11 protein-coding genes and 1 pseudogene are annotated in these 17370 nt (G+C 68.2%); 8 read left to right on the top strand and 4 right to left on the bottom strand.

Going from position 1 to position 17370, the window contains the following annotated elements:
• The first annotated feature begins 8 nt into the window (after positions 1-8).
• From P3102_RS18720 to P3102_RS18710, 3 genes are read left to right on the top strand one after another with little or no spacing between them, the layout of a single operon-like run.
• Positions 9-1181, top strand: a complete 1173-nt coding sequence (locus tag P3102_RS18720; RefSeq protein WP_276360396.1) for an epoxide hydrolase family protein — start codon at positions 9-11, stop codon at positions 1179-1181.
• Positions 1178-2095: a cyclase family protein gene (locus P3102_RS18715; RefSeq protein ID WP_276360394.1), complete on the top strand. Its 918-nt coding sequence runs from the start codon at positions 1178-1180 to the stop codon at positions 2093-2095. Before P3102_RS18720 ends, P3102_RS18715 begins: the two co-directional genes overlap by 4 nt.
• A 13-nt stretch (positions 2096-2108) precedes the next feature.
• Positions 2109-2933 (top strand): alpha/beta hydrolase, encoded by an 825-nt coding sequence (locus P3102_RS18710; RefSeq protein WP_276360392.1) that lies wholly within the window; start codon positions 2109-2111, stop codon positions 2931-2933.
• Between the two features lie 134 nt (positions 2934-3067).
• Here the strand turns inward: P3102_RS18710 and P3102_RS18705 are convergent.
• The 4 genes and pseudogenes from P3102_RS18705 to P3102_RS18690 form a co-directional block, all read right to left on the bottom strand.
• Positions 3068-3877, bottom strand: a pseudogene (locus P3102_RS18705) (transposase family protein); the annotation flags it as partial.
• Positions 3878-4100: 223 nt separating this feature from the next.
• Positions 4101-4580, bottom strand: coding sequence for a flavin reductase family protein (locus tag P3102_RS18700; protein ID WP_276371241.1), 480 nt, complete (start codon positions 4578-4580; stop codon positions 4101-4103).
• A 44-nt stretch (positions 4581-4624) separates the two neighbouring features.
• Entirely contained in the window at positions 4625-5065 is a 441-nt protein-coding gene (locus P3102_RS18695; protein ID WP_276360390.1) for an acyl-CoA thioesterase, read from the bottom strand.
• 1 nt (position 5066) lies between these two features.
• Positions 5067-10817, bottom strand: coding sequence for a type I polyketide synthase (locus P3102_RS18690; protein WP_276370995.1), 5751 nt, complete (start codon positions 10815-10817; stop codon positions 5067-5069).
• A 203-nt stretch (positions 10818-11020) separates the two neighbouring features.
• Between P3102_RS18690 and P3102_RS18685 the strand changes: the two genes are divergently transcribed.
• From P3102_RS18685 to P3102_RS18665, 5 genes are read left to right on the top strand one after another with little or no spacing between them, the layout of a single operon-like run.
• Positions 11021-12001, top strand: a complete 981-nt coding sequence (locus P3102_RS18685) for a DUF1702 family protein (protein WP_276371239.1) — start codon at positions 11021-11023, stop codon at positions 11999-12001.
• Positions 12002-12012: 11 nt separating this feature from the next.
• Positions 12013-13047 carry a DUF1702 family protein gene (locus P3102_RS18680; RefSeq protein ID WP_276370993.1) on the top strand — a complete coding sequence of 345 codons (1035 nt, stop codon included), beginning with the start codon at positions 12013-12015 and terminating at the stop codon, positions 13045-13047.
• Positions 13048-13103: 56 nt separating this feature from the next.
• Complete coding sequence (locus tag P3102_RS18675) at positions 13104-15002, top strand: ASPIC/UnbV domain-containing protein (RefSeq protein WP_276371237.1); 1899 nt, start codon at positions 13104-13106, stop codon at positions 15000-15002.
• On the top strand, positions 14999-16045 hold the full coding sequence (locus tag P3102_RS18670) for an enediyne biosynthesis protein (RefSeq protein WP_276370991.1): 1047 nt from the start codon (positions 14999-15001) through the stop codon (positions 16043-16045). Before P3102_RS18675 ends, P3102_RS18670 begins: the two co-directional genes overlap by 4 nt.
• The gene (locus tag P3102_RS18665; RefSeq protein WP_276370989.1) at positions 16042-17364 is read left to right on the top strand and encodes a cytochrome P450; all 1323 of its coding nucleotides are present in this window, start codon (positions 16042-16044) and stop codon (positions 17362-17364) included. Before P3102_RS18670 ends, P3102_RS18665 begins: the two co-directional genes overlap by 4 nt.
• Positions 17365-17370: the final 6 nt, after the last annotated feature.

The following is a 17370-nucleotide window of genomic DNA, read 5'->3' as shown; positions in this document are numbered from 1 at the left end:
CAACCTGTATGCGTCCATTCCAGATCAAGGTCGCACAAGGAGAACTGGACGACCTGAACCGTCGGCTCGCCGCCACCCGCTGGCCGGACCGGCTCCCCGACACCGGCTGGGACCGGGGCGTCCCGGAGCGGTATCTGCGGGAGCTGGCCGAATATTGGCAGCACGGCTATGACTGGCGAAAGGCCGAGGCGGAACTCAACGCCGTTTCCCAGTTCACCACCACCATCGACGGCGCGGACATCCACTTCCTGCACGTGCGTTCCCCGGAACCGGACGCCGTCCCGATGCTGATCACACACGGCTGGCCGGGTTCGGTCGCGGAGTTCCTCGAAGTGATCGGCCCGCTGACCGATCCTCGTGCCACCGGGGATGACCCCGCGGACGCGTTCCATCTGGTGATCCCGTCCATCCCCGGGTTCGGCTTCTCCTCCCCGACCGGTGAGGCGGGCTGGGACAGCCCGCGGGTGGCGCGTGCGTGGGCCGAGCTGATGCGGCGCCTCGGCTACGACCGCTATCTGGCGCAGGCGGCCGACTTCGGTTGTGGGGTGACCCTCGCCCTCGCGGCGATGGATACGGAACACCTCATCGGCGTCCACCTCAACACCCTGCCGACGGCACCCGCCACGGACGACCCTGCCGAACTGGCGGGCCTCGATGCCGGCGACCGGGCGCGGCTGGACCGTTCGGCCCGGTTCGTCAAAGAACTGGCCGGCTCCATGAAGCTGCAAGCTACGCGACCGCATACGGTGGGCTACGGCCTCACCGATTCCCCGGTCGGCCAGCTCGCCTGGATCGTCGAGAAGTTCAAGGACTGGACCGATTCGAACCAGGTTCCCGAAGACGCGGTGAGCCGCGACCGGATCCTCACCATCGTGATGAGCTATTGGCTGAACCGGACCGGCGCGTCGTCGGCCCAGTTCTACTACGAGGTCGCCGACTACCTGCCCATCACTACGACCTCCGGCCGGTACGACCCGATCGAACCCCCGCTTGGTGTCGCGGTCTTCCCGCACGCGCCGTTCGTGCCGGTCCACCAGTTCGCCGAGCGTGACTTCCCGACCCTCGTGCACTGGAGCGAATTCGACCGCGGCGGCAATTTCGCCGCGTTGGAGGAACCGGATCTCTTCGTCGGCGACGTACGCGAGTTCCGCCGGACGCTGGAAAAGCGAGCGAAGCGATGACCGAAGACTTCCGCGCCCTCGGCATCCGGCTGAGGAACTGGGGACGCTGGGGCGCCGACGACGAACGGGGCACGGTCAACTTGATCACGCCGGACCGGCTCGTCGCCGCCGCCGGGCTGATCCGCCGTGGCACGGTGTTCGGCCTCGGTATCCCGCTCGACGAGAACGGTCCGCAGTCCGGCAACGGCCGGATCAATCCCGTCCACCTGATGGCGGAGACCGGTGACGAACAACTGTTCCCCGGTGGTTTCAGGTACGCGGACGACTATCTGTTCATGCCACTTCAGGGTTCGTCGCAATGGGACTCTCTGGCGCACGTCTACTACGACGACCAGATGTACAACGGATTCTCCGCCCGCGATATCACCGTCAAGGGCGCCGCGCACTGCTCGATCGACAAACAGGCGAACGGGATCGCCGGACGAGGCGTGCTGCTCGACTTCCCGGCGCTCAAGGGCGTCGACTGGCTGACCGCGGGCGCCGTGATCAGCCCGGAAGACCTCGACGCGGCGTGCGCCGCGCAAAACGTGACCGTCGGCCGTGGCGACATCCTGCTGTTCCGCACCGGCTGGCGCCGCAAATTTCTGCACGACGGTGACGCGGCCGCGTTCATGGCAGGCGAGCCGGGACTGGGCCAGGACTGCTGCGAATGGCTGCACGAGAGGGAGGTGGCAGCGGTCGGGTCCGACAACTGGGCCATCGAGGTTCTGCCGGGTGAGTTCCCGGATGCCCCGCTCAACGTCCACATGGTCCTCATCCGCGACATGGGCATGTCGCTCTGCGAAATCCTCGACCTCGAGGCGCTCGCCGAGGACTGCCGCCGCGACGGCGTATGGGACTTCTTCTTCGCCGCGCCGCCGCTCCCGGTGACCCGTGCCGTCGGTTCTCCGGTGAACCCCATCGCCGTCAAGTAGAAGGGCAACGAAAGTGATTCCTCAGCAGACCCCGGACACGATCAAACCAGCGCTCGCGACCGTGGCCTCGGCCGACGGCACCCTGATCGCCGTCGAACGGGCAGGCGACGGCCCGCCGGTGGTGGTGATCAGCGGCGGGCTGAACCAGCGAATCATGTTCACCCAACTGGTGGACCTGCTCTCAACGAAGTTCACCGTCTTCAACTACGACCGCCGCGGCCGAGGGGACAGCGGGGACGGTGACCCTGACGAGTACACCATCGACCACGAGGTCGACGATCTGGCCGCGGTGCTCGCCGCGATCGGCGAACCCGCCAACGTCTTCGGCAACTGCACCGGCGGGATCATCGCCATGCACGCGGCCGCGCGCGGCTTTCCCATGGAGAAGCTGGCTCTCTACGAACCGCCGTACTCCGTGGGAGGCACCAAACCTGTCGTCGCCCCAGACTATCTCCCCCGGCTCAAGGCCCTGATCGCGGCCGGACGCCGGGAAGAAGCGATCGTCATGTTCCAGAAGGAGGCCGTTGGCAACGGCGATGACTTCGTCGAGAAGATCCGCAACCATCCCGTCTGGCCATTGATCGAAGGACTCGCCCACACTCTCGTCTACGAACGCGTGATCGTGGGCGACGGGTCCATTCCAGCCGACGTCGTCCGGAAGGTCGACCGGCCGACGCTGCTAATCGAGGGCGGCGAAAGCCCCGAATGGCAGCGCAACGCCTGCTCCGAGCTGGTCGGCCTGCTTCCGCGGGTCGAGCATCTGGTGCTCGACGGCCAGGGGCATATGTTCCCCCAGCACACCGGGGCTCCGCTGCTCGAGCGATTCTTCCTTTCCTGAGCCACAAAGTGACCACCGGTCCAGCCGGTGGCCGAGAGAACGCAGGCCTCCGGTCGTGCAGTAGATCCGTCCAGGAACCGCTTCACGGCTGGAGACCTTTCCGCTGTCCCGAAATCGAGTCCTTCGGCCGAGGCAGCGGCGCGAGCCTCCGTGATCCACTCGGTGAGCTTCACATCGTTACCCGCAGCCGGTGTCAGCAGTGCGGCGAAGCCGCGTACCAGACTGGCGAGTGCGGTCAGCTCGGGACAGGCCCCGAGACGGCGGGAGCAGTCGAGCAGACCGACTTCTTGGCCGAGAAAATCGTGGATCTTGCTTAGCGTTCGCGAGTGGTCTGCTCGTGAACGTCGCCGGGGCGGGCGGGTTGAATCGGGCGTGCGCGCGGACCTCGAGCAGAACCTTGCCGCAAAGATCCCGCCTCAGGTGCCATCGGTCACCGGCCTGCACCGCGTCCGGCAGAGCGCGGCGGACAGCCTCGGCGTAGGTGGCCGCGTCGCGACTGGGCAGGACCGCGACACGTCGGCCGGTTTGGCACCGACGATGATGGTGGCGTAGCGCTGGCGGCGACGCGGGGCGAAGTCGTCCACGCCGATCATCCGCGGAATTGTCAGCCGGGCAGCGGCAGGCGCCGCAGACGGCGCAACGCGGTGCTGCGGGACATGGGTACAGCGAGCAGGCCGGCCAGACGTGCCGCCGCCCCCGGCCGCATAACTCTTGCGCCACATGGGATATCCGCCGGGGAGCCGCACTGTGCGGCGCTGATGGCGTTCCAGCAGTCCTGGAATCTGCTCCCGGAACGTCTGCCGCGGACAGTTCTGAGTCGGGCAGGCCAGCCGCCGTACGCGCAGGCGGACGACGACCTGGCGACCGTCGACCGGCACGGCCGCCACCGTACGGTGGTGATACCCATGCACCTTCGCTGTCGCGGTCCCGCAGGCTGGGCAAGGTATGCCGTGAAAGAGCGGCAGGCGGTGGCACGACGCCAACGCCCGGCACCCCGACGTCCTCGGCGCCCAACGCCGCGAACGAGCCCGCATCCGCAGCGAAGAGGTATCCGCTGGGACGGCCGCCCCAGCACCACTACAGCAGCCTGACAACCCGGCAAACCTATCTGGCCACAGCACTAGCGGACAAGGCAGCACGTCCGTGTGCTGTTCGCCGGTTCCGATATCAGCTCAGCACTTGTTTCGCGGCCGGTGGACCGGCCGGGCCGAGCGCACCGCCGAAGAACAGCAGCGCGTCACGCTCCGCACCGCGGACGGCCGACCGCACACCGCCGACGAAGATGGAATGGTCTCCGCCGTCGTAGGCGGTGTCCAGCTCGCACTCAAGCCAGGCCAGCGCCCCGGTCAGCAGGGGCGCGCCGGTGTGTGGACCCGGCACGAAATCGATGTCTGCGAATTGTGTCGCTCCGAGTGGCCTGCGCGTACTGGAGAAGTACTTCGCCAGTACGCGTTGCCTGGCGCCGAGTACGGAGACGGCGAACGCGCCGGTGCTGGTGATCGCTTCGTGCATCACAGCGGTGCGGGCCACGCAGCACAGCAGCATCGGCGGCTCCAGCGACACCGAGGTGATCGCGTTGGCGGTCATCCCGTGCACTCGTTCGCCGCCGGTCGTCAGTACCGTGACGCCGGTGGCGAACCGAGACATCACGTCGCGGAAGGAGCCCGGCGTCAGACTGGTGCTCTGTTCGTTCAGCACTGGCCACTCCCGCCGTAGGGTGCCAGCGCTTCCCGCAGCGCCGCCGGGACGCGGGTGGGGACCGTCTCGGTGTTCGGGCCCCGCATACAGGCGATGCGCTGGCGGCCCTGTGCGACGAGTTCCTCCCGGTCGTCCGGCCGCAGCACGACGTAGTCGAAACTGAACTGGATCTGTGTCTGGGTGAGTTCGTTGAGGCGCATCCGCACCGACAGCTCGTCCAACGCGGTGATTTCCGCGAAGTACTCACACTCGGCCTTGAGGGTGAACAGCTTCAGGTCCGCGCGCAGTTCGTCGAGCACCGTCGGCGCCTTCTGGTGGAGGAACATCTCCCGGCACCGTCCTTGCCAGCGCAGGTAGTTCACGTAGTAGACGTTGCCGACCAGGTTCGTCTCCTCGAATCCCACGATATGCCGCAGTTCGAAGTAGCCGGCCATGTCATCGGGTCCTTTCCGTCAGTACCGCGAACACCACCGGTCGCTCGACGCCGAGGATCGTGGTCACCCAGGTAGCGATCCGCGCGTCGCCGCCGGACAGCACCGTCCAGCCGTGGGGCAGGGTCGCCTCCACGGTGACCTTCGGGTCCGCGACACCGTTTTTGCGCAGGCACTCCACAGCTCCCCACACTCGCGTGCTCGCCACGGCCGCGAGTTCACCCGATTCCCTGGCCAGCAGGTCCCGTACGGCGAGCCCGTCCGATCCCAGCAGTCCGGCCCAGTCCTGGTCGGTGCGGTCGAGGACCGTCTCGACGTCGCACGCCAGTGGCTCGGCGCCCGCAACGGCCAGGGTCAGCTCACCCGAATGCGACGTGGACACCAGTGCCCCGTCGGTCTCGGGGCGGCCGTCCGGGCGGTAGCGGATCCGTGCGGGCCGTCCCAGCGCCCTGCTCAGCGCGAGGGCGGTCCGCGCGCGCCGGTCCACTACCGCGGGTCCGGGTTCCAGCACGACCGCGCGGCGGCCGCCGAGCACCCGCTCGAGCGAGCGTTCCAGATGTGCTCCGGTCAGTGCGGGGCTCCAGGGACCGGTTCTCTCGCGACGCCGTACCGCCCGGAGCCGGAGCCCCGTCCATCGTTCGATCACCGTGCCGCGGACGTCGCGGACGTCGATGTCATAGGTGTAGGTGTCACCGCCCTGGAAGCGCTCGTACGCGTCCAGGACCACGCGGTCGTGGGCGCCGGGATCGGCCAGATACAGCCGATCGACCCCCTCCGGAAGCAAGGTCGCGTCGGGAACACAGCACTGCAACGCGTGCATGACGGCGTCGCGGGCCCCGGGATCCGGCAGCACGAGTTCCTGCGGCAGGTACGGCGCGAACCAAGACTCCCCGGGGCGCACCGCGACCTCCGCGACCGCGTGCCGTGCGGCGGCCCGCCGATACCCGAGCACCCGCTGGAAACGCTTGCCCTGGAACATCACGGGGCCGTAGAACTCGGTTGTGGGATCGGCGGGTACCAGCGGCAGGTCGAGAGGATCGGCGCCGCCGTTGAGGCGGGGACGCGGATACCTCACAGTGGCACGGAAATGGTCCGCGCCGAACCCGGTCTCCTCACTCCGGATCACCAGTTCCACGGTCTCCGGGTCACGGACGAGCGCGGCGATCCGGATCGTGGTGGAGCCGCCCCGCCGCACCACGATCGGACGCAGGAACCGCAGGTCCTCCAGTGTCGGCGTGCCGACCTGGCCGCTCACCGCGGCCGCCGCCTGCGCCATCGCCTCCATCCCCACCACCGCAGGGAAGAGCAGGTCGCCGTCGAGCAGGTGGTCGGTGAGGTACGGATCGCTGCCCGCCGTCAGATCCGCCTCGGCGACGAGTTCGATTCCGGGGTAGTGGACCAGCAGCCGCTCGGTGAACCGCCGCAGCGGCAGCTGGTGACGCGGGATCGGGAGGGTCGGCAGCCCGCCGGTCCGGCCCGACACCACCAGCACCGGCCCCGCGGCGGGGTCGCGCAGCATCTGCCGCAGGACCGCGACGCCTTGCTCGGCGGCGATGGGAGTGATTCCTTCGCGCATCAGCGCCTCGACCACCCCCAGCCGTTCGCCCATGCCCGCGCCCGACCAGACCGACCATTCCACGGCGAGCGCGTGTGCTCGTGGATGACGGCGTCCGAACTCCGCGGTCAGTTCGGACATCCAGTCGTTCGCCGTGGCGTAGTGCGCTTCACCGCGAAGACCTGCCCGGCCGATGATGCTGCCGAAGCTCACCAGCAGTTTGATCCGGTCTTCATCGACCGCGTCGAGTACATTGCGCAGGCCGGCGACCTTCGGCGCCAAGGTGGCTTGGAGGTCCTCCGGGGTCAGTGAGCGGATCGCCTTCGGTACGTTTTGCCCGGCGCCGTGCAGGATCGCCGTCACCTCGCCCAATTCCGCGCGGGAGCGGCGGACGGCCGCGTCGACTTCCGGCGGCGAGGAGACGTCGGCGCGCAGGTACCGGTAACGAATCCCGGCGTGGTCCATCCGTTCCAGGTTCGCCGCAAGCTCGGCGTCCTCCGCCGGGTCGGCACGGCCGAGCAGGGCAAGGCCCACCCCGGAGTCCTCGGCGATGGCGAGCGCGCATTCCGCGGTGATTCCCTTGCCGCCTCCAGTGACCAGCATGACGTCGTCGGAGGACAGCGGATGCGAACCGTCGGCGGACAGCCGGGTGACTGTCAGCTCCGGCACCGCCCTGGTCCCGTCCGCCGCGTAACGCGCTTCCGAGTAACCGGTGGTGGCGGCGACTTCCGCGGTCACGAGCCGGATCGCCGCTTCCGGGGCGATGGACGGCTCGGCGAGGACGACCACGGTCGTCGGTACGGAGACGGCTTCCAGGAACAGCGTTCTGGCCAGGCCGCTCGCGGTCGCGTCGTGCTGGACGACGACGAACCGGGTGTCGGCCGGTGTGGCCTGCGCCGCCCGGAGCGCGAGTTCGAGGGAGGACTCATCGGTCTCCGCGGGCAGGCACAGCAGCACGCCATCGCCCAGGCCCGCGGCTTCCAGCGCGTCCCGCAGGGGTTTGGCGAGCGGATGCCCCTCGGTCGCGTAAACCTTCCAGATTCCGGGACGCCCGGCCGCCGCCGGGACCGGCGTGTCTCTCGCGATGTGCCCGACCTGGAAGACGCGCACCCACGGCGCGACCCCGGGCACCTCGCCCGCGACCGCGTCGTCGCCCTGTGCCGTCCCCGCGAGCTGGTCGATCAACGCGGCCAGCTCGCCAAGGCTGACCGTGGCGTAGCTCGTCGTGGCCGACAACGCGGGGCGGCCCAGCTCACGGGTGACGTCGTTGACGACTTGCCCCACCGTGATCGAACTCAGGTGCAACTCGTCGAGTGGACGGGTGTCCGGGCCGATCAGCTCGAGCGGGAGTTCGACGCGTTCCGCGACCTGCTTGCGCAACACGTCGAGGGTCGAGCTCTCTCCCCGTGTCGCGGTGTCCACTGGCTCCGGGACGGCGTCGTCGGTCACGACGACCCGGCCGGTCGCCGATTCGGGAACCTGTTCGCAAGGGTTGGCGAGGAAGGTGAACCCGCCGTCCAGCGGGAACCGGCGTACCACTCGCCCGGAGAACAGCGCCTCGACATTCAGCTCGGCGCCGAGGACGAAGGCCGCGCCGATCGCGCGCAGCAAGGGCCGCAAGGAAGTGCTGTCCGTGTCGAGTGACAGCACCGGCTTGTCCGGGACAATTTCGGCGGCAAGGTTGCCCAGCACCCGCCCTGGTCCGAGTTCGAGAACCAGGTCGGCGTCGGCGCAGACCTTCACCGCGGCCTCGTGGAACCGGACCGGTTCGACGACCTGCTTCCGCAGCAGGCGGCGCAGGTCGGTGTCGGGATCCACCACGTCACCGGTAACCGTGGAGACGAGCTTGCGGTTCGGCCGGGCGAAGGCGAAGCCGTCGAGTTTGTGGTGGAAGGCTTCCGCGGCGGGTGCCATCAAGGGGGAGTGGAAGGCATGGGACACGTTGACCGTCGTCGCGGCGATACCCGATTCGACGGCCCTGGCGCAGACCCGCTCGACCGCGTCCCGCCGCCCTGACACGACGGTCTGGCCGGGCCCATTGAACCCGGCGATGACCACTTCGTCGCCGGGCAGCAGCCGCTCGGTCGCGGCCCGCCCGGCCGCGATGCTCGCCATCGCCCCGTCGTCGCGGCTCGCGATCGCCATGACTTCGCCGCGGACGGCGGCGAGCCCGACCACTTGATGCGCGTCGAGCGCACCGGCCCAATGCAGGGCGCTCAGTTCTCCCAGGCTGTGCCCGGTCGCGGTCTGCGCCTCGATTCCCAGGCCACGCAGTACCCGTAGGGCCAGCACGGACGCCGCCACCGTCCTCGGCTGGACCACTTCGGTCGCCGGTCGACCGGCGAGCGGGGAACCGGCCGTGGTGGCGGCGAACGGCTCCGCCGCGTCGGGGAACCGGCGGGGGAGCGCGCCGGTGGTTCCCTTCCCGGAACCCTGACCCGGGAACAGGTACGCGATATGCGGAACCGCCGCGGCGGTTCCGAGGAACACGCCCTCGCGTGGCTGGAACGCGCGTGTCTCGCCGGCGTCGATCAGATCGAGCAGGGCCGCCAACCTCTGCTCGGCGTCTTCGGGCGTACCGGCCACCACCACGCCGCGACAACGGCCTCCGGTCAACTCTCCGGCGAGGGTGAACGCGACGTCAGCCAACTCGGCGGCCGCGAGTTTCCCCGCCATCGCGTGTACCCGTGCCACGCGGGCGCGCAGGGTCGCCGGATCGTGCGCGTCGAACAGCAGCACCTCGGCGTCCTGCCGCCCGGCGGCGGCGCTCATGATCCGCGCGTCGATTTCCGCGCGACGGAGGCCACCCCGCACCTGCTCGATCGCGATGTGGGTGTTGATCCCGCCGAAGCCCATCGCCGACACCCCGGCGCGTACGTCCTCCTCCGACGGCCACGGCAGCGGTTCCGACGGCACGAACAGCGCGGCCGTGTCGCCGAGCAACCCGGGATGTGGGTCGGCTTGCCCGGTACCAGGGGGAATGACCTGGTGGTGGATGGACAGGCAGGCCTTGATCAGCCCGGCGATTCCCGCGGCGGCCTTGGTATGCCCGAAGTTCCCCTTGATCGAGCTGAGCGCCGCCTTGCGTGAGGGGCCTTGATTCCGCCGCGCGGCGGACAGCGCGGCGATCTCGGTGGCGTCACCCAGCGCAGTACCGGTGCCGTGCCCTTCGAAGTACGAAACCGACTCCACCCCGTACCCCGCCCTGGCGTACGCGCGGGAGAGCGCCAGTGCGTGCCCGTCCGCCTCCGGCCGGGTGATACTCCCTCGGCCGTCCGAGGAAACCCCCCAGCCGGTGATCGTGGCGTAGACACGCATCCCGCGGTCCATCGCGTTCTGTTCGCGCATCAGCACCAGCTGCCCGGAACCTTCACCTGGCCAGAACCCGTTGGAATCCCGGTCGTACAACTTCATCTCGCCGGTGGCCAGTGCCCCGGTCTTGGCGAATCCGATTGTCTCGAAGGGATCGATGGACAAGTCGACGCCGCCCGCGAGCACGACGTCGAGTTCGCCGTCGGACAGCGCCCGCGCTGCCGTCGCCACGGAGAGCAACGACGAGGAACAGGCGCCGTCGACGGTGTAGCCGCCGCCGCGCAGATCGAAGTGATTGCAGATCCGGCCCGCGATGGTGTTCGCGAGCCCGCCGGCGAGGGAGTCCTCGTTTACCGGAGGGAAGGGTGCTTTGTACCGCTCTTCCAGCTCCTGCAGGAACTCGGCAGCGTCATCCGGTTGCCAGTTCCTGTCCGCCAGTGCCGACGCCAGCGTCCGCCGTACGTAGGGCCACCGGAGGCGCATGATGCCGGCGCGGGCGAACTCGCCGCCAAGGCTGTTGCCCAGCACCACTCCGGTGGTCTGGTGAGGAAGGCCGTCACCGTCCGGGAACCCCGCGTCGGCCAGCGCCCGCGCGGCGACTTCCAGCGCCAGCCAATGCGTCATGTCGGTGGCCCGGTAGGTGCTACCGGAGACCCGGTACTTGACCCGATCGAAGTGGAAGTCGCGCAGGACGGCGGCCTTCGTCGAGTACATCCGGTCGGGCGCGGACGAATCGGGCGCGTAGTAGTCGTCCAGGTTCAACCGCTCGTTCGGAATTCGCCGAAACGCCCGGCGCCCGGCCAGCACGTTCTCCCAGAGTTCGGCTGGCGAACCCGCGTCGGGATAGCACAGCCCGATGCCGACAACTGCGATCCGGTGTGGGGTCATACTGCACGCAGCTTCCTGTTCCGCGGAAAATGGGACACGAATTCGACTCCGCAAGTTATGTGGTCGACGGTCGTTGATCACGGTATTCGGATGGCGTGACCGCCGTCTTCTCCAACGGTGTCCATGCCCGAACGATGGTGGGCAGCTGCGAAGACGCCCTCTGGAATCCATCCGGCCCACGATTGGATTTGTTAGGAGAGATCATGGCTACTGTCTCGGGATCTTTGCGGCGCCTCGTCCTTGCTCCGTCATTAGCGTCGGTCGGCTTCTCCGGCCGGGGTTTTGCGATTGAGATGAATGAGGCGACGCGGCGTATGGAAGCCGTTCCGCAATCAGTTGTCTGCGGTTTCGAGTGGGGGATCGAAACGCGTGGTCTCGATGAACTCGAACGCAGACTCGAGTTGATAGAACCCGATCTGCGCGGCTTCGCGTACGAAGGTGCCGCCATGGCGCTGACGGTGCTCGACGCGACCGCGGGTGGCACGCGGACCCGCGACCTGCTGAGCGGGCGGGGAAGCAGGCACTTGTTGCTCGCCTACATCGGAGTGGGCTTCGCGATGGCCCGGCTGCCGCGGATGCTCTGGCGGAAGGTACTGCCCGACCTGGAAGCGTCGATCTTCCACCCGACCATGTGCTGGCTGGCCGTCGACGGGTACGGCTTCGACCTCGCGTACTTCGGCAAGCGGCGGTGGATAGACCGCCAGGAAGTGCCGAAACCCTATCCATGGCAGGGCGCGCCGGAATATTTCCTGCGCGCCGTCGATCAGGGGATCGGTCGTGCGCTGTGGTTCGTCCACGGCGGCCGTCCGGCAAACGTGAGCCCCGCGGTCGGCGCTTTCGCGGCGCACCGCCGCGCGGATCTGTGGGCAGGGGTCGGGTTGGCGGCGGCCTTCGCGGGCGGATGCGCTACGGACGAGCTCGCCGCGCTCGCTCTCGCCGCCGGTGAATACCGGGCCGACCTGTCGGTGGGCTGCGTGTTCGCGGTGCGGGCACGGGCGCTCGCCGGTCACACCCCACCGCATACCGAAGCCGCCGCGCGCGCCTTGACCGGCGCCGGTCTCGACGAACTGGTCGAGATCGCGGACACGACCGCTGTTGGCGAGGGCACCGCCGACGAACCCGCGTACGAACGCTGGCGGCAGCGGATCAAACAACGAACGCACGCCATCGAACCCGCTGTATGAGGAGTGACCACATGTCGTCGCAACAACCCTCCGAGCTGTCGCCATCCGGGCGATCGCCCGGACCGGGAGCAGCCTTCAGAGCGTTCAGGAGAAAGCTGCTCACCCCCGGCATCGCCGAGACCACCATCGAGGTCCGGGGTTTCCACGACAAGGATCCCGAGGCTCGGGAGTTGTTGGAAACCGTCGGACGCTCCTTTTTGGAGGGTTACAGTACCGCGGTCGAAAAGCACTCGGTACATGAAACCGTGGAGTTCCTGACGTCCGTTCCCCACCGGTTCCGCGGCTTCGCCTACGAGGGCGCCGGGATGGGACTGGCCATGTTGGACGGCCTGCCGCTGGGAGGTGACGGCCGGGTGGCCGGGTTCCTCGACACCGAGGCGGGCAGCAAGCACGTCTACGTCGTTCACGTCGGCATCGGATGGGCGATGGCGAGGCTGCCGCACTTCCGCTGGCCGAGCGCCGAAAACCTGGACCCGTTGCTGCGCTGGCTGGTGCTCGACGGCTACGGCTTCCACCAAGCCTATTTCCACACCCGCAAGTATGTGCACGAACAGTTTCAGGATCGCTCGTTCGGCTGGCCGGACAAGGCCCGCGGCGGCTATGCCAACCGCGTCGTCGACCAGGGGATCGGGCGTGCGATGTGGTTCGTCGGCGGGGCGGATCCTCAGGTGGTCGCCGAGCTGATCGAGAAGTTCCCGGCCGCGCGCTGGTCCGATCTGTACAGCGGTGCGGGGCTGGCCGCGGCCTACGCGGGTGGTGCGACCAAGGAGGAACTGCTGCGCTTCCGCGACCGGGCGGGGTCCTGCCTCCCGGCGCTGGCTCAAGGATGCGCGTTCGGGGCCGAGGCGCGGGTCCGCGGCGAAATCGTGGGGCCGCACACCGAACTCGCGACTTCGATCTTCTGTGGCACCACTGCCGAAGAAGCGGCGCTGGCCACTCTGGAGGTCCGTCCGGCCAATCCGGTCGACGGCGAACTGCCCGCCTACGAGACCTGGAGGCGGGCCATTTCCCGCCAGTTCGTGACCCTTGGGGGTGCTGGTACGTGAGTACGAGAGTCAAGAAGCTGGTCCCGGGTATCGTGGCGGCCTTGCTGGTGGTGACCATGTTCACCGTCGCGCGGGTGCCGACCACCTCGGCGAGCGAAGGGCGGGCCCTCGCTTCCCGATACTCGTTCGTTCCGATGACCATCGCCATGCCTGACGCGCCGAAGCAGCAGTCGATTCGCAAGGTGAACCAGGCCTACCGTGACATCGCCGGCTGGGTCTCGTCCGTCGGCGCCGGTATCGCGATGGCCGATCTCAGCGGCAGCGGGCGACCGGAGGATCTTTGTGTCGTGGACACCCGCACCGACCAGGTCGTGGTGACCCCGGTCCCGGGAATGGAACAGCGATACCAGCCGTTCGCCCTGGACGCCTCCCCGCTGCCGATGACCGAGACGATGGCACCGATGGGCTGCGCTCCCGGTGACTACACCGGATCCGGCCGGATGGGGCTGCTGGTCTACTACTGGGGGCGGACACCGATCCTCTTTCTGCCGAAGGCGAACGCGACCGGTCTGGACGCTCGCACTTACACGCCGGTCGAACTGGTCTCGCAGACCGGTGGCAGTACCTACGACGGTCCTAAGTGGAACTCCAACGCGGTCGCCGTCGACGACTTCGACGGGGACGGCCACCCGGATATCTATATCGGCAACTACTTCCCTGACAGCGACGTGCTCGATTCCACCAAGTCGGGCGGGGTCGTGATGAACAGCTCACTGTCCCACGCGGACAACGGAGGCCCGGCGCACGTCCTGCGCTGGACCGGGGCGACCGGTGGCGATCAGCCTTCGGCCCGTTACGAAGTGGTGCCCGACGCCTTACCTGCCGACGACATCTCCTCGAAGGGATGGGTGCTGGCTTCGGCGGCGAACGACCTCGACGGCGACTTGCTGCCGGAGTTGTACGTCGGTAAGGACCACGGTGGCAGCGCGCTCCTGCACAACGTCTCGGCGAACGGCCGGATCAAGTTCAAGCGGCTGCACGCCCCGCGTGACCCGATGGTCCCGAAGTCCAAGCGGATTGGCGCCGACACGTCGTTTAAGGGGATGGGCATCGACTTCGGTGACCTCGACGACCACGGCAGGTACGATTTCTTCGTCAGCGATATCACGACGTCGTTCGGCATCCAGGAGAGCAGCCTGCACTTCGTCAACTCCACGAAGAACGACGAGCAGACGCACGCCGCGTTCAGCCGGGGCGAGGCTCCGTGGACCGATCTCAGCACGGACCGCGGCACGGCGTGGGGCGGCTGGGGCTGGGACGTGAAGCTGGCGGACTTCAACAACAGCGGATGCCTCGCGATCGCACAGACCAACGGGTTCGTGAAGGGCGAGGCCAACCGCTGGGCGCAGTTGCAGGAACTCGCCACGTCCAACGACCTGACGGTGCAGTACCCGCAACTGTGGCCGAACGTCCGGCAGGGCGACGACATCGCGGGCAATCAGGGCATGAACTTCTTCGTGAAGGGGAAGGACGGCCGGTACGCGAACGTCGCCGGCGAACTCGGCCTGAGCGCCCCGGTGCCGACTCGCGGCATCGCCGTTGGGGACGCCTTCGGTGACGGCAGGCTCGACTTCGCGGTGGCCCGGCAGTTCGACGCACCGGTGTTCTATCAGAACGTCAGTCCTGGTGCGGGTTCCTTCCTCGGTCTGAAGCTCTACCGCGACGACCCCGCCACCCCCGGCCCCTTCCCCGCCCCGGGAACGCCGGTGATCGGCGCCCAGGTGACCGCGACGACCGCGGACGGGCGTGTCCACATCGGACGCGTGGACGGCGGCAGTGGCCACTCCGGCAAGCGAAGCCAGGACGTCCACATTGGACTCGGCGAGAACGTCACCGGGCCGGTGCGGGTCGAGCTGAAGTGGCGGGACTCCGGCGGGCAGCCGCATCGGCAACAACTCAGGCTCGACCCCGGCTGGCACACCCTTTCCCTCGGTACTCAGGCGAAGGAGAAATGAAGACCATGACCGAGCAGAAACAGGGCCCGCCACGGCACGACCCGAAGGTCATCACGGCGTTGCGCCGGTTCGCCATCTCGATCACCGTTTTCAACATCCTCGGCTACACCGTCCTCGGGTTCGAGCAGCCGTGGCTGTGGCCGATCATCGCGATGGTCACCGCCTACACTGTGGAAATCGGTCTCGAACTGGTCGCGTCGTGGGCGGAACAGCGTGCCCCGCGGTTCACCGGGAACGGAGTCCGAGGGCTTGTGGAGTTCCTCTTCTCCGCGCACATCACCGCCCTCGCCGTGAACATGCTGACCTATGTCAACGATCAGGTACTGGCGATGATGTTCGGGGTCACTGTCGCGATCGGGGCCAAATGGATGCTGCGGGCGCCGGTCCGCGGTCGCCTGCGGCATTTCATGAACCCCTCGAACCTCGGTATCGCTGTCATCTTGCTCGTCTACCCATGGGCGAGTATCGCGCCGCCCTACCACTTCACCGAGAACGTCGGCTCGTTCTGGGATTGGGTGATCCCGCTGGTCATCCTGGCGTCAGGCACGGTACTCAACGCGATGCTGACCAAGCGGATCTGGCTCATTGCGGGCTGGCTCGGCTTCTTCGCCCTCCAGGCGGTGGTGCGCGGCCTCGTCCTGGACACCGCGATCCCGTCCGCGCTCACCATGATGACCGGCGTCGCGTTCGTGCTGTTCACCAACTACATGGTCACCGACCCGGGTACAACACCTTCGAAACCGGCTCCGCAATTCGCCTTCGGTGCCGGTATCGCGGTGGTGTACGGCGTACTCACCGGCGCAGGGATCGCGTACGGCCTGTTCTTCGCCACCGCCACCATCTGCCTGATCCGTGGTGCTTTCCTGTGGGCGCTCCATTTCGTCGACAAGGGCCGGGCCAGGGAGGACGCGCGGCGCCGTTCCGCCGAGGGACGCGACGAAACCCTCGACGATTCGATGGTCGTCCGGCTGTCAGGAGCCGGTAGCGGGCACACACCCGGACAGCTGACCGTCGACGCGATCCCGCCGAGGACGACGGGATGAGCCGACGTCCCGGTCGTGGCGCTCCGCCGGGCCCATCGCGCCGTGAGACCCCCCGTCTGCTCAAGATGCTGTTCACCGACCGGCTCGCCCTCATGTCGACCGCGGCGAGCCGGTTTGGGGACGCGGTACGCATCGCGATCGGGCCGAAGGATCTGTATCTGTTCAATCATCCGGGCTCCGCCAAGCACGTCCTCGCGGACAACAACGACAACTACCGCAAGGGAATCGGGCTGGCGGAGGCGCGGCGCACGCTCGGCGACGGGTTGTTGACCAGCGAAGGCGAACTGTGGCGAAAGCAGCGCAAGGCGATCCAGCCCGCGCTGCACCAGAAGCAGGTCGCCGCGCAGGCGGACATCGTCACCGACGAGGTGGCCGAACTGGTGCGGCGACTGGGCGCCTGGGGTGACGGCAAACAGGCCGATGTGCTGGAGGAGGTGACCACGATGACGGTCGGCGTGCTCGCCAGGACATTGTTGCACGCCGACCTCGGCCCGGCGGAGGTACTGGCCGGCCACTTCGACGCCGTGCAGGAGCAGGCCATGTTCGAGACCGTGACGTTGCGGATGATCCCGTCTTGGCTCCCGTTGCGCGGGCGACGGCGGTTCAAAACGGCCCAGGCCGAACTCCGGCGGCTCGCCGACCGGGTGGTATCGAGCCGGGCGGACTCTTTCGGCGGCGAGGACGCCCTCTCCCGGGCTGGCGGATCCGGCCGGGAACAGGCGCGGGACGAGGTGATCACGCTGCTGCTGGCCGGGCACGAAACGACGGCCAGCACGCTCGGCTGGACGCTGGCGATGCTCGACCGGCATCCGGACGTCTGGGCGCGGGTGCACGCGGAGGCGGTCGAGGTGCTCGGCGATCGGCCGCCCGGCTACCAGGACCTGCCCAAGCTGGTCTACACCACTAATGTGGTCCAGGAGGTCATGCGCCTCTATCCGCCGGTGTGGCTGCTGCCAAGGGTCGCGCGGGACGCCGACGAGATCGACGGCTATCCGGTGCCCGCCGGCGCGGACGTGGTCGTCTGCCCGTACACGCTGCACCGCCATCCGGATTTCTGGGAGGAGCCGGAACGCTTCGACCCGGACCGGTTCGAGCAGTCGAAGGCGGTCGGACGGCCGCGGTACGCGTACATCCCGTTCGGAGCCGGACCACGGTTCTGTGTGGGAAGGCATCTCGGCATGCTGGAAGCGGTTCTCGCGGTCGCGGCGCTGTGCCGGGAGTTCAAACTGGTCAAGGCGGCGGGGTATCCGATCGTCCCCGAGGCCATGTTGTCGCTGCGCATTCGCGGCGGGCTGCCGATGTCGGTGCTGCGTGCCTGAACATCC

Origin of the sequence: Amycolatopsis sp. QT-25 (genome assembly GCF_029369745.1) — a bacterium.
Lineage (GTDB): Bacteria > Actinomycetota > Actinomycetes > Mycobacteriales > Pseudonocardiaceae > Amycolatopsis.
Note: the sequence above shows the minus strand (reverse complement) of the source record. Positions and strands in the feature narration are given on the sequence as shown.